We start from the raw sequence: 12,495 nt of genomic DNA, 5'->3' as shown, positions 1-12,495 counted from the left end.
GGAGCGAGCTTGCTCGCGAAAAACCTGAGCGCAACGCGCTAACCCAGGAGGGGCGCGTTATCGTTGAGGTTCTTCGCGAGCAAGCTCGCTCCTACAAAAAAACACAGATCGATTGAGGCCGGTTTTTTCAGTTAAGCACTGCCACTGCGCTTAAAAAAGTGGCATACGCGCCGAATGTTCGGCGCTTTCACCCTCATCCGCGCACAGCACGCTGCGCTCAAGCGCCGCCTGCAAGGCATCGAAACGCACCGGCTTGGCCAGCCGATCCGTCATACCAATACCATGGCAGCGCTCACGCTCCGGGCCATTGGGCGAAGTGCTCAGGGCGATCACCGGCAATTCACCGCAGCCAGGTAACGCGCGAATCTGACAGCACAACGAGAAACCACCCTCTGGCACATCCAGCAGCACGGCGTCGAAGCTGTGCCCTTGCAATGCAGCGAGGGCTGCCGGGCCGCTGTCCACGGTTTTGACCCGGTAACCGAGCTTGAGCAACATGCCACGCACCGCCAGTTGGCCCACGCTGTTGTCGTCCACCAGCAGCACCGTGCATTCCTGAGGCGCACGCTGTGCAGGCAGCGTTTGCGTGGCGGGCGTGATCTGCTGCGGCACCGAGACGTCCACTTCCAACTGGAAGCGGCTGCCTTTACGGGGTTCCGAATGGTGGGTCAGACGCCCGCCCAGCAGTTCGATCAACTGCCGGCAGATCGCCAGGCCAATGCCCAGGCCGCCGTATTCACGCGTCATCGAGCCATCGAGCTGGAAGAAGCGCTGATACAGCGTGGCTTCATCGAGAAAGGCAAAACCGATACCGGTGTCGGTGACGATAAAGCTCAGGTGCAAGGCGCCGTCCCCTTGGGGCACGCCCACCACGCGCAAACGCACCGCGCCGACGTGGGTGAATTTGAAGGCGTTATCGAGCAGGCAATCCAGGCACTGGAGCAGTTTGTCGGCATCGCCGATCAGCCGATCCGGCACCTCATCGGCTATATCAATGGAGAACGCCAGGCCCTTGCTCTGGGCGCTGCCGGTGAACTGCTGGCGCAAGGTGTCGAGCGTGCCGCGCAGGCTGAACACTTGCGGCTGGGCCACCAGGCGACCGGCCTGCAACTCGGTGAGGGTGAGAATGCCGTTGACCATGCGCATCATGTCCCGCGCCGAGCCGGCGGCGGTTTGCTGGTACTGCGTCATGTCATCGTCCAATGACACGGTTTGCATCAGCTCCAACGAGCCGATCACACCGTTCATCGGCGTGCGCAGTTCGTGGGTCAGGGTGGCGAGAAATTCGTCTTTGAGGCGGTTGCTGCGGGCCAGTTGCTGGTTGAGCGCTTCGAGTTTCTGGCTGGCATCGAGCAGAATCTGTGCCTGTTGTTCGCGCATGCCGTTGATGCGGTCGGCCAGGGCCAGGGACAACAGCGCCACTTCAATGGCCGAGCCGAGCTGGCTGGCGTACATGGTCAGGAACACGTTAGGCAGGTAACCCAGCACCATCAGGGTATTGACCACCCCGCCGAGCAGAAAGGCCGACCAGGCGATGATGAAATAACGCGCCATCCTCTGCCCGCAGTACCAGGCCTTGATGGCCGCCACGAAGATGGTCACGGTAAACACCAGCGCCAGCGCAGTGGCCAGGCGCAGAGCCACGGCGTAACTGGTCAACAGCGCCAGCGCCATCACCACCCCACCACAGGCCGCCAGCGCCAGCAGAATACGGTTGAGCCAGCGGCTGTGCTGCGCGGTGTGCAGGAAGCTGCGCGCGAACAGGCTGCCGAACAAGGACGCCGAGCCGATCAGGAAGGGCACCGCGGCATTCGCCCACCACGGGTTGTTCGGCCAGAAGTACTCCACCGCCACACCATTGACCGACAGCTGATACAAGCCGAACGAGGCGATATAGAGGATGTAATAGAGGTAGCTGGTGTCGCGCACGCTCAGGTAGATGAACAGGTTGTAGATCAGCATGCCCAGCAACACACCGTAGATGGCCCCGAGCACGTACAAGCGCAGCGGCTGCTCCTCCATGTAGGCGGTGCCGGCCCACAATGTCAGCGGTGCCTGGATCGAGCCTTGGCTTTGCAAGCGCAGGTAGACGGTTTGTTGCTGGTCGGGCAAGAAGCTGAGTTTGAACAGGTAGTTGCTCTGGCTCACCTCACGGCTGGAAAACGGCAACGCGCTGCCGGTTCGGGCGGTGAGGCGGTAATTCCCGGTGCCGTCGTCCTGGTAAAGGTCCAGGCGATTGAGCGGCGGGTAGGCCAGTTCCAGAAACCAGCTGCGTGGTGCGCGGGGATCCGTGGCGATGTAGTGCAGGTTGACCTTCAGCCAGAACACCGAGCGCGAATAGCCGGCATTGAGGGTGTCTTTGTCATGGGTCTTGAACTGGGCGGCATAGGCGGGAGAGCTGACATCGGCGATGGTCAGGGCATCGGTTGGGTCTTCGAGCACTTGCATGACCCGGCCCAACGGGAGGCTTCGCGTGTTCTGGTTGAACTCGACGGCGCTGGCGAGCATCGGCAGCCCGCACAATAAAAAAATCAGCAAATAGCGCATAGAGCCCCAGCGTAGCCTGGTCCGGTTGTGTCAAAAGCCCCCCATTCCTTTTGAGAAGACGTACACCGGCGATACAGTAAGTTGTTTGGATGCACTTTAGCATAGCCAGTAAAAGCCATTAGCCACTGTCAGAACTTTTTTTAGAACGGCTCTAGGGCAATGCTTTCAGACCACTTCCATTGCGGTTTTCAGCCACGCAAAGCGACACCGCAGCGGCAAACTTCTGCCATTGCCATACAGCCACGCAAAAAGCGTTTGGTGGTAAGCTCGCGCACCATGAATATCTACTGCTCTCGCCCCGTTGTCCTCTGTCTCTCCGGCCACGACCCCAGTGGTGGCGCCGGCCTGCAGGCAGATATCGAAGCCCTGCTCGCCCAGGGCTGCCACGCGGCCCCGGCCGTCACCGCGTTGACCGTGCAAAACACCGTCAATGTCAGCGACTTCCGCGTGCTTGACCGTGAGTGGGTACTGGCCCAGGCCAATGCCGTGCTCGGCGACTCTGAAGTCGCGGCGGTCAAGCTGGGCATGCTCGGCTCCACCGCGATGGTCGACACCGTGGTCGAACTGCTGCAGGCGCACCCGCATTTGCCAGTGGTCTGCGACCCGGTGCTGCGCGCCGGCGGCGGCGGTAGCCTGGGCAAGGACGAGGTCGGTTATGCGATGCGCGAGCGGCTGCTGCCCTTGTCATTGATCGCCACCCCCAACCTGCCCGAAGCGCGGATCCTCGCGGAACTGCCCGACGGCAGCGCCGACGACTGCGCCGAGAAGCTGCTGCCGTACATCAAGCACCTGCTGATCACCGGCGGCCATGGCGATGAGCACGAAGTGCACAACCGCCTGTACAGCCGTGACGGCACGCGCCAGACCTTTACTTGCCAGCGCTTGCCGGGCAGTTATCACGGCTCGGGTTGCACCTTGGCCAGTGCACTGGCCGGGCGCATTGCCCAGGGCGAAGGCCTGGCCAGCGCCGTGCAAACGGCCCTCAACTACACGTGGCGTACCCTGCGCGATGCCGAACAACTCGGCCAGGGCCAGTTCGTGCCGCGCCGATTGCCGCTGGATTTCTGCTCGTAACTTATCGCTCGTCAGCAAGGGGTTTGCCCGATGAAACTACGCGGCCTTTACGCCATTACCGACAGTCAGCTGTTGGCCGGCAAATTCCTCGCCTACGTCGAGGCGGCGCTGGATGGCGGCGTCACCCTGTTGCAGTACCGCGACAAAAGCAGCGACGAAGCACGGCGCCTGCGTGAAGCCGAAAAGCTGCATGAGCTGTGCTCGCGCTACAAGACTCAATTGATCATCAACGACGATGCCGAACTGGCCGCGCGCCTGGGCGTCGGCGTGCACCTGGGCCAGACCGACGGCCCGCTGACCTCGGCCCGGGCACTGCTCGGCGCCAAGGCGATCATCGGCGCCACCTGCCACAGCCAGATCGAACTGGCCGAACAGGCCGCCAAAGAAGGCGCCAGCTACGTCGCCTTCGGCCGCTTCTTCAATTCCACGACCAAACCCGGCGCACCTGCCGCCACCGTTGACATGCTGGCCCAGGCCCGCAAGCGCCTGCACCTGCCGATCTGCGTGATCGGCGGCGTCACCCTGGAAAACGCCGAGCCGCTGGTGGCCCACGGAGCCGACCTGCTCGCCGTGGTCCACGGCCTGTTCGGTGCCGACAGCACCCAGGAAGTCACCCGCCGCGCCCGTGCGTTCAACGACCTTCTTAAATCTTCAGTTTAGAGAGCCCGACCATGTCCCGTTCCGAAACCCTGTTTGCCAACGCCCAGAAACACATCCCCGGCGGTGTGAACTCCCCCGTGCGTGCGTTCAAGAGCGTGGGCGGCACGCCGCTGTTCTTCAAGCATGCCGAAGGCGCCTACGTCACCGATGAAGACGACAAGCGCTATGTCGACTACGTCGGCTCCTGGGGCCCGATGATCCTCGGCCACAGCCATCCGGACGTGCTCGACGCGGTGCGCCAGCAACTGCAACACGGCTTGTCTTACGGCGCCCCGACCGCGATGGAAACCGAGATGGCCGACCTGGTCTGCTCGATCGTGCCGTCGATGGAGATGGTACGCATGGTCAGCTCCGGCACCGAAGCGACCATGAGCGCGATCCGCCTGGCCCGTGGTTTTACCGGCCGTGACAACATCATCAAGTTCGAAGGCTGCTACCACGGCCACTCCGACAGCCTGCTGGTAAAAGCCGGCTCCGGCGCGCTGACCCAAGGCGTACCCAATTCCGCTGGCGTACCTGCGGCGTTCGCCAAGCACACCCTGACCCTGCCGTTCAACGACATCGCGGCCGTCGAGCAGATGCTCAGCGAAGTCGGCCAGGACGTCGCGTGCATCATCGTCGAGCCAGTCGCCGGCAACATGAACTGCGTCCCCCCGGCCCCGGGTTTCCTTGAGGGCCTGCGCGAGCAGTGCGACAAGCATGGCGTGGTGCTGATTTTTGACGAAGTGATGACCGGTTTCCGGGTCGCCCTTGGTGGCGCCCAGGCTTACTACGGCGTCACGCCGGACCTGAGCACCTTCGGCAAGATCATCGGCGGCGGCATGCCGGTAGGCTGCTTCGGCGGCAAGCGCGAGATCATGCAACACATCGCCCCGCTCGGCCCGGTCTACCAGGCAGGCACCTTGTCGGGTAACCCGCTGGCAATGGCCGCCGGCCTGACCACCCTGCGCCTGATCAGCCGCCCGGGCTTCCACGCCGAGCTGACCGACTACACCACGCGCCTGCTCGACGGCCTGCAACAGCGCGCCGATGCCGCTGGCATCCCGTTCGTGACCACCCAGGCCGGTGGCATGTTCGGCCTGTACTTCAGCGGCGCCGACGATATTGTCACCTTCGATGACGTGATGGGCAGCGATGCCGAGCTGTTCAAGCGCTTCTTCCACCTGATGCTCGAAGGCGGCGTGTACCTGGCACCGAGCGCCTTTGAAGCTGGCTTCACCTCGATCGCCCATGGCGAAGCCGAGCTGAAATTGACCCTGGATGCTGCCGAACGCGCCTTCGCGGCCCTGAAATAAGTGACGGCAACCTTCTGACGTTGCCCCTGGCAGCGTCAGATTTGCTACTTTGCTTACAGACAATTCCTGGTTTTTTCGAGAATTGCCCTGCAATCCGGCAGATAACTTGCCCAAGCAGCAGAAAAACGAGTAAAGACTTTGTAAGCAGAGGCCTGCTTATTTCATAATGCGCGCTTATTGGACTCCCCCGAGGGTCCCGCGCCCCGTCAGAGGTAAGTCGATTCCCATGAAACGCACCGGCCGCACCCTGGTTCTGGGCTGCCTGTTGCTCCTTCAACCGCTACTGGCACATGCCCAGGCCGGCGGCAACTCGTTGTTAATCCCAGCGATGGGTCGTTGCACCCTCAATACCCAGCCAGACAGCCAGGCCGAAGCCCTGAGCGCGTGCCAGAAACAGGCCGAGGACGGGGATGCGCAGGCGCAATACGAGTTGGGCGAGTACTACCACGACAGCAAGAACCCGGCCGTTGACCTCAACAAAGCGTTGAGCTACTTCGAGAAAGCCTCGTTGCAGGGCCACGCCCAGGCGCAATATCAGTTGGGCAACATGTTCTTCAAAGGCGAAGGCGTGCCGGCCAACAACATTCAGGCGTACATCGTGCTGAAAATGGCCGCGGTCAATGGCGCCGAAGACGCGCTGGACACCGCCGACGAAGTCGCCGAGCACATGCAGCGCGATGAACTGGAAGTGGCGACCCAGGTGCTGGGGCAGATTTTCCGCAACTACCTGCAAGAATTGCAGAGTGCTGATGGGCGTTCGCCGTTCTCACCCCTTCCCTGATTTTTTGTAGACCTTACATCGCTATCGCAGGCAAGCCAGCTCCCACATTCGACCGTGTTTCAATGTTGGAATGCAGTCAACTGTGGGAGCTGGCTTGCCTGCGAAGGGCGCGACTCGGTCTAAAGCCCTACTTCTCAGGCATCGGCATCGGAAACGGCATCACATTGCTCATGCCCCGAGCCTCACTGATCTTCGGCGTACCCAGGCGCTCGACCTCATCGATGCGCACAATCGAATGCATCGGCACAAAGCTGCGCACCACGCCTTCGAACTGGGCCTTGAGCTTTTCTTCGCCCGGATCGACCACCAACTGGGTGCGCTCGCCAAAGACGAACTCTTCCACCTCCAGGAAGCCCCACAGATCACTTTGATAGATCTGCTTGGCGTACATTTCGAACACCTGGCCCTGGTTGAGGAAAATCACCTTATAGATTGGAGCTTCACGTTTGGTCATGGTGGGCGAACAACACATGGGGATATAAAAGAGGGCGCGAACTATAGCATGGCACCCGATGCACAGCGCTAGGAACCAATGGGCATGCCCCCTATAATGCGCGGTTCTTTACCACCAGTTGACGATTCCCATGGCCAAGAAGCTTTACATCGAAACCCACGGTTGCCAGATGAACGAGTACGACAGCTCGCGCATGGTCGACTTGCTGGGCGAACACCAGGCCCTGGAAGTCACTGCCCGCGCCGAAGATGCCGACGTGATCCTGCTCAATACCTGCTCGATCCGCGAGCGGGCCCAGGACCGTGTGTACTCGCAGCTGGGCCGCTGGCGTGAATTGAAACTGGCCAACCCGGACATGGTGATCGCCGTCGGCGGTTGCGTGGCCAGCCAGGAAGGCGCTGCGATCCGCGACCGCGCGCCCTATGTCGATGTGGTGTTCGGCCCGCAAACGCTGCACCGCCTGCCGGAAATGATCGACGCCGCACGCGTCACCAAGCTGCCGCAAGTGGACGTGTCGTTCCCCGAAATCGAAAAATTCGACCATCTGCCCGAACCGCGCATCGACGGGCCGAGCGCCTATGTGTCGGTGATGGAAGGCTGCAGCAAGTACTGCACCTTCTGCGTGGTGCCTTACACCCGTGGCGAAGAAGTCAGCCGACCGTTTGACGATGTGCTGGCAGAAATCATCCACCTGGCTGAAAACGGCGTGCGCGAAGTGACCTTGCTGGGCCAGAACGTCAACGGCTACCGCGGCCTGACCGATGACGGGCGCCTGGCCGACCTGGCGGAATTGATTCGCGTGGTCGCCGCCGTCGACGGCATCGAGCGCATCCGCTACACCACCTCGCACCCGCTGGAGTTCTCCGACAGCCTGATCCAGGCCCACGCCGAAGTGCCAGAGCTGGTCAAGCACCTGCACTTGCCGGTGCAATCGGGTTCGGACCGCATTCTGTCGGCGATGAAGCGCAACCACACCGCGCTGGAATACAAATCCAAATTGCGCAAACTGCGCGCCGCCGTGCCAGGCATCTGCATCAGCTCGGACTTTATCGTCGGCTTCCCGGGTGAAACCGAGAAAGATTTCCAGCAGACCATGAAGCTGATCGAAGACGTCGGTTTCGACTTCTCTTACTCGTTCGTCTACAGCCAGCGCCCGGGCACCCCGGCTGCCGACCTGCTGGATGAAACCCCGGAGGCGTTGAAAAAAGAGCGTTTGAACGCGCTGCAACATCGCCTCAATCAACAGGGCTTTGAAATCAGCCGACAAATGGTCGGTTCGATCCAGCGCATTCTGGTCACCGATTATTCGAAAAAAGACCCGGGTGAATTGCAGGGGCGTACCGAGAACAACCGAATCGTCAACTTCCGCTGCGACAATCCCACGCTGATCGGCCAGTTTGCCGATGTGCACATTGATGCGGCGCAGCCACACTCGTTGCGTGGCTCGCTGATCAACTGATCTCGCTGACCGGATGAAGATCAAAATGTGGGAGCTGGCTTGCCTGCGATAGCGATGTATCAGTGCCCAATGTGCCAACTGACCCACCGCTATCGCAGGCAAGCCAGCTCCCACAGGGGTTCTTCAGGGTTATCGAGAGTGGGGCCAGGCTATTTAAGTGCTTTCGCACACCGGCGCCTGGCGTTATTCTCTCTCTCACCTCATCAGCCAAAGGGCGGCTAAAAGCAACCTTGAACGCACCCATAGCAGAACCCCATCGTTTTATCCTCGAGCCTTTTGAGGCTCGCCGTTTCGCCAACCTGTGCGGCCAGTTCGACGAGCACCTGCGCCTGATCGAACAACGCCTGAGCATCGAGATCCGCAACCGCGGCAATCAGTTCGAGCTCATTGGTGAACCTCAACACACCACGTCTGCAGAAAACCTGTTGCGCCGCCTCTACCGCGAAACCAAGGGTAGCGAGCTGTCGCCGGAGACCGTGCACCTGTACCTGCAGGAATCGGCTGTGGAAGACCTGGCCAACAACCCGGTGGCCGAAGCCAGCGTGGCCTTGCGTACCAAAAAAGGCATGATTCGCCCACGCGGCTTGAATCAGCAGAAGTACGTCAAGGAAATCCTCGGCAACGACATCAACTTCGGCATCGGCCCGGCCGGTACCGGCAAGACCTACCTGGCGGTGGCCTGCGCCGTCGATGCCCTGGAGCGCGAGCAAGTGCGGCGCATCCTGCTGGTGCGCCCAGCGGTCGAGGCCGGCGAAAAGCTCGGGTTCCTGCCCGGCGACCTGGCCCAGAAGATCGACCCGTACCTGCGCCCGCTCTACGACGCGCTGTACGAAATGCTCGGCTTTGAATACGTGGCCAAGCTGATCGAGCGCCAGGTGATCGAGATCGCCCCGCTGGCCTACATGCGTGGCCGTACGCTCAACAACAGCTTCATCATTCTCGACGAAAGCCAGAACACCACGGTCGAGCAGATGAAGATGTTCCTCACCCGTATCGGTTTCGGCTCAACCGCCGTGATCACGGGCGACATCACCCAGGTCGACCTGCCCAAGGGCACCAAGTCGGGCCTGGGCCAAGTGATCGAGGTGCTCAAGGACGTGCCGGGTATCAGCTTCACGCATTTTATGCCCAAGGACGTGGTACGCCACCCGCTGGTGCAGCGCATTGTCGAAGCCTATGAGCGTTTCGAACACCGCGACGACGCGCCCGCCAAGGACGCTCGCCACGATGCTTGAGCTAGACCTGCAGCTGGCCACCGACGCGCCCGCCCCCAGCGAAGCCCAGTTTCGCCAATGGTGTGAGCTGGCCTTGCGCCAGCGCACCGCCGACTCGGAGCTGACCATTCGTCTGGTGGACGAGGCCGAAGGCCGTGAGCTGAACCACACCTGGCGCCAGAAAGACTACGCCACCAACGTGCTGTCCTTCCCCGCCGATGTGCCCGACGAATTGCTGGATATCCCGTTGCTGGGCGACCTGGTGATCTGCGTCGCGGTGGTCGAGCGAGAAGCGGCGGAACAAGGCAAGGAACTTGAGGCCCATTGGGCCCATCTAGTCATCCACGGCTGCTTGCATCTCTTGGGTTACGACCATATAGACGATGACGAAGCCTGGGAAATGGAAGCGCTGGAACGAACGTTGCTTGCAGAACTGGGTCACCGCGACCCGTATGCAGACGACGAAAGCTGATCAACACTCAACTGTCATATCAAAGGATTTAGAGTAATCGCTATGAGCGAAGACCGATCGAGCAACGGGCAGAAGTCATGGCTGGGTAAACTGACCCAGGCTTTTGCCCACGAGCCGAAAAACCGCCAGGAGCTCTTGGAGCTGCTGCGCGATGCACACCAGAACAAATTGCTGGACAGCGAAGCGCTGGCCATCGTCGAAGGCGCCATTCAGGTGGCTGACCTGCAAGTGCGTGACATCATGGTCCCGCGCTCGCAGATGATCAGCATCAAGGCGACCCAGACCCCACGGGAATTCCTCCCGGCCGTGATCGACTCGGCGCACTCGCGCTACCCGGTGATCGGTGAAAGCCATGACGACGTCATGGGTGTCCTGCTGGCCAAGGACCTGCTGCCGTTGATCCTCAAGGAGAACGGCGACAGCTTCAACATCAAGGACCTGCTGCGCCCGGCCACCTTCGTGCCCGAGTCCAAGCGCCTGAATGTGCTGCTGCGCGAGTTCCGCGCCAACCACAATCACATGGCCATTGTGATTGACGAATACGGCGGCGTGGCCGGCCTGGTCACCATCGAGGACGTGCTGGAGCAGATCGTCGGCGACATCGAAGACGAGCACGACGTCGAAGAAGACAGCTACATCAAGCCGCTGCCCAGCGGTGATTTCCTGATCAAGGCGCTGACGCCGATCGAGAACTTCAACGAGTTCTTCGACAGCGAGTTCTCGGACGATGAGTTCGACACTGTCGGCGGCCTGGTGATGAGTGCGTTCGGGCATTTGCCCAAGCGCAATGAAACCACCGAGATCGGTGCCTATCGCTTCCGCATTTTGAATGCCGATAGCCGTCGTATCCATCTGATCCGTTTGACACCTATTGCCCGCTAAGGACTGACATGCGCCGTCTCACCGCACCCGGCTGGCCCGGTAATCTGCTGGCCGTGGTGGCCGGCGCCATCACTACCCTGGCGCTGGCGCCGTTCGATATCTGGCCGTTGGCGCTGGTAGCGGTCGGCCTGTTCTATATCGGCCTGCGGGAACTCTCGCCCCGCCAGGCCCTGGGCCGCGGCTGGTGTTTCGGTTTTGGCCTGTTTGGCGCCGGCACCAGTTGGATCTACTACAGCATCCACCACTTCGGCGGCGCTTCGGTGCTGTTGGCGGGGTTCCTGATGCTGCTATTCACTGCCGCCATCGCCTGGTTCTTTGCCCTACCCGCCTGGCTGTGGGCGCGCTGGTTGCGCCGTAACGAAGCACCGCTGGCGGACGCATTGACGTTCGCCGCGTTGTGGGTCGGCCAGGAAGCCTTTCGTGGCTGGTTCCTTACCGGTTTCCCGTGGTTGTACTCCGGTTACAGTCAACTCGATGGGCCGTTGACCGGCCTCGCGCCATTGGGCGGAATGTGGCTGATTTCCTTCGCGCTGGCACTCACCGCCGCATTGCTGTGCAACCTGCCGCGCCTGCTGGCGAGCAAGCGCAATGCCTTCATCGGCGCAGGCCTGTTATTGCTGGTTGCGCCTTGGGCCATTGGCCTGGCGCTCAAGCATCACGCCTGGACATCGCCGTCTGGCGCGCCGCTGAGCGTGGCCGCGATCCAGGGCAACGTCGAGCAAAGCATGAAGTGGGACCCGGACCAGCTCAATGCACAGTTGGCGCTGTACCGCGACATGAGCCTGAGCTCCAAGCGTGTCGACCTGCTGGTATGGCCGGAAACCGCCGTGCCGGTGCTCAAGGAGTCCGTGGAGGGCTACCTGGGCATGATGGGCAAGTTTGCCGCTGACCGGGACACCGCGCTGATCACCGGGGTACCGATTCGACAAGAAGTGCACCACCAGAAGCGCTACTTCAACGGCATCACCGTGGTGGGTGAAGGCGACGGCACCTACCTCAAGCAAAAACTGGTGCCATTTGGCGAGTACGTGCCGCTGCAGGACATGCTGCGTGGGCTGATTGCCTTCTTCGACCTGCCCATGTCGGACTTCGCCCGCGGCCCTTCTGACCAGGCCATGCTGCAGGCCAAGGGTTATCAGATTGCGCCGTTCATTTGCTATGAAGTGGTGTACCCCGAATTCGCCGCCGGCCTGTCGGCCCAGAGCGACCTGCTGCTGACCATCAGCAACGACACCTGGTTCGGCCGCTCCATCGGCCCGCTGCAGCACCTGCAAATGGCGCAGATGCGTGCATTGGAGGCTGGCCGCTGGATGATCCGCGCCACCAACAACGGCGTGACCGGGCTGATCAACCCGTTCGGGCAGATCACCGCGCAGATCCCGCAGTTCGAGCGCGGCATTCTCTATGGGGAGGTGGTGCCGATGCATAACCTCACGCCGTACCTGCAATGGCGTTCGTGGCCGTTGATCATTGTGTGCCTGGCATTGTTTGGCTGGGCTCTGCTGGCCGCACGAATGTCCAAAACGCTCTGACCTGTGGCGGCTGGCTTGCCTGCGATGGCCATAGGTATCTACACAACACTGTAACGCTCAACGGTAACCACGATGCGAAGCGAGTCGCTCTTGATCTTGATCTGCTTTTGATCTCAGGCGCCCCG

11 protein-coding genes are annotated in these 12,495 nt (G+C 61.4%); 9 read left to right on the top strand and 2 right to left on the bottom strand.

The features are described from left to right. Positions 1-150: 150 nt before the first annotated feature. Positions 151-2,547, bottom strand: a complete 2,397-nt coding sequence (locus A7K61_RS02565) for a hybrid sensor histidine kinase/response regulator (RefSeq protein WP_069556889.1) — start codon at positions 2,545-2,547, stop codon at positions 151-153. Positions 2,548-2,823: 276 nt separating this feature from the next. Between A7K61_RS02565 and A7K61_RS02560 the strand changes: the two genes are divergently transcribed. The 4 genes from A7K61_RS02560 to A7K61_RS02545 all read left to right on the top strand — a co-directional run bounded on the left by A7K61_RS02560 (position 2,824) and on the right by A7K61_RS02545 (position 6,357). After that, entirely contained in the window at positions 2,824-3,621 is a 798-nt protein-coding gene (locus tag A7K61_RS02560; RefSeq protein ID WP_044268934.1) for a hydroxymethylpyrimidine/phosphomethylpyrimidine kinase, read from the top strand. A gap of 30 nt (positions 3,622-3,651) precedes the next feature. Then, complete coding sequence (gene thiE / locus A7K61_RS02555; protein ID WP_044268936.1) at positions 3,652-4,281, top strand: thiamine phosphate synthase; 630 nt, start codon at positions 3,652-3,654, stop codon at positions 4,279-4,281. An 11-nt stretch (positions 4,282-4,292) separates the two neighbouring features. Beyond that, positions 4,293-5,576: a glutamate-1-semialdehyde 2,1-aminomutase gene (hemL, locus tag A7K61_RS02550; protein ID WP_032895176.1), complete on the top strand. Its 1,284-nt coding sequence runs from the start codon at positions 4,293-4,295 to the stop codon at positions 5,574-5,576. 226 nt (positions 5,577-5,802) lie between these two features. After that, on the top strand, positions 5,803-6,357 hold the full coding sequence (locus tag A7K61_RS02545) for a tetratricopeptide repeat protein (RefSeq protein ID WP_047711854.1): 555 nt from the start codon (positions 5,803-5,805) through the stop codon (positions 6,355-6,357). Between the two features lie 127 nt (positions 6,358-6,484). On the opposite strand, the gene A7K61_RS02540 is transcribed toward A7K61_RS02545, so the two are convergent. Continuing rightward, positions 6,485-6,811, bottom strand: coding sequence for a DUF1820 family protein (locus A7K61_RS02540; protein ID WP_003215457.1), 327 nt, complete (start codon positions 6,809-6,811; stop codon positions 6,485-6,487). 130 nt (positions 6,812-6,941) lie between these two features. On the opposite strand from A7K61_RS02540, the gene miaB reads away from it, so the two are divergent. From miaB to lnt, 5 genes are all read left to right on the top strand, one after another. Further along, the gene (gene miaB, locus A7K61_RS02535; RefSeq protein ID WP_044268938.1) at positions 6,942-8,270 is read left to right on the top strand and encodes a tRNA (N6-isopentenyl adenosine(37)-C2)-methylthiotransferase MiaB; all 1,329 of its coding nucleotides are present in this window, start codon (positions 6,942-6,944) and stop codon (positions 8,268-8,270) included. 230 nt (positions 8,271-8,500) lie between these two features. Then, positions 8,501-9,505: a PhoH family protein gene (locus A7K61_RS02530; RefSeq protein WP_019818064.1), complete on the top strand. Its 1,005-nt coding sequence runs from the start codon at positions 8,501-8,503 to the stop codon at positions 9,503-9,505. Continuing rightward, positions 9,498-9,956: an rRNA maturation RNase YbeY gene (gene ybeY / locus A7K61_RS02525; protein WP_044268940.1), complete on the top strand. Its 459-nt coding sequence runs from the start codon at positions 9,498-9,500 to the stop codon at positions 9,954-9,956. Before A7K61_RS02530 ends, ybeY begins: the two co-directional genes overlap by 8 nt. A 42-nt stretch (positions 9,957-9,998) precedes the next feature. Continuing rightward, positions 9,999-10,838 (top strand): HlyC/CorC family transporter, encoded by an 840-nt coding sequence (locus A7K61_RS02520; RefSeq protein ID WP_003194444.1) that lies wholly within the window; start codon positions 9,999-10,001, stop codon positions 10,836-10,838. A gap of 8 nt (positions 10,839-10,846) precedes the next feature. Continuing rightward, the gene (gene lnt, locus A7K61_RS02515) at positions 10,847-12,370 is read left to right on the top strand and encodes an apolipoprotein N-acyltransferase (protein WP_047711856.1); all 1,524 of its coding nucleotides are present in this window, start codon (positions 10,847-10,849) and stop codon (positions 12,368-12,370) included. The last annotated feature ends 125 nt before the right edge of the window (positions 12,371-12,495 follow it).

Source organism: Pseudomonas sp. AP42 (assembly GCF_001728935.1).
GTDB classification, from domain to species: domain Bacteria; phylum Pseudomonadota; class Gammaproteobacteria; order Pseudomonadales; family Pseudomonadaceae; genus Aquipseudomonas; species Aquipseudomonas lactis.
The sequence above is the reverse complement of the archived record's forward strand: the minus strand, read 5'-3'. Positions and strand labels throughout refer to the sequence as shown.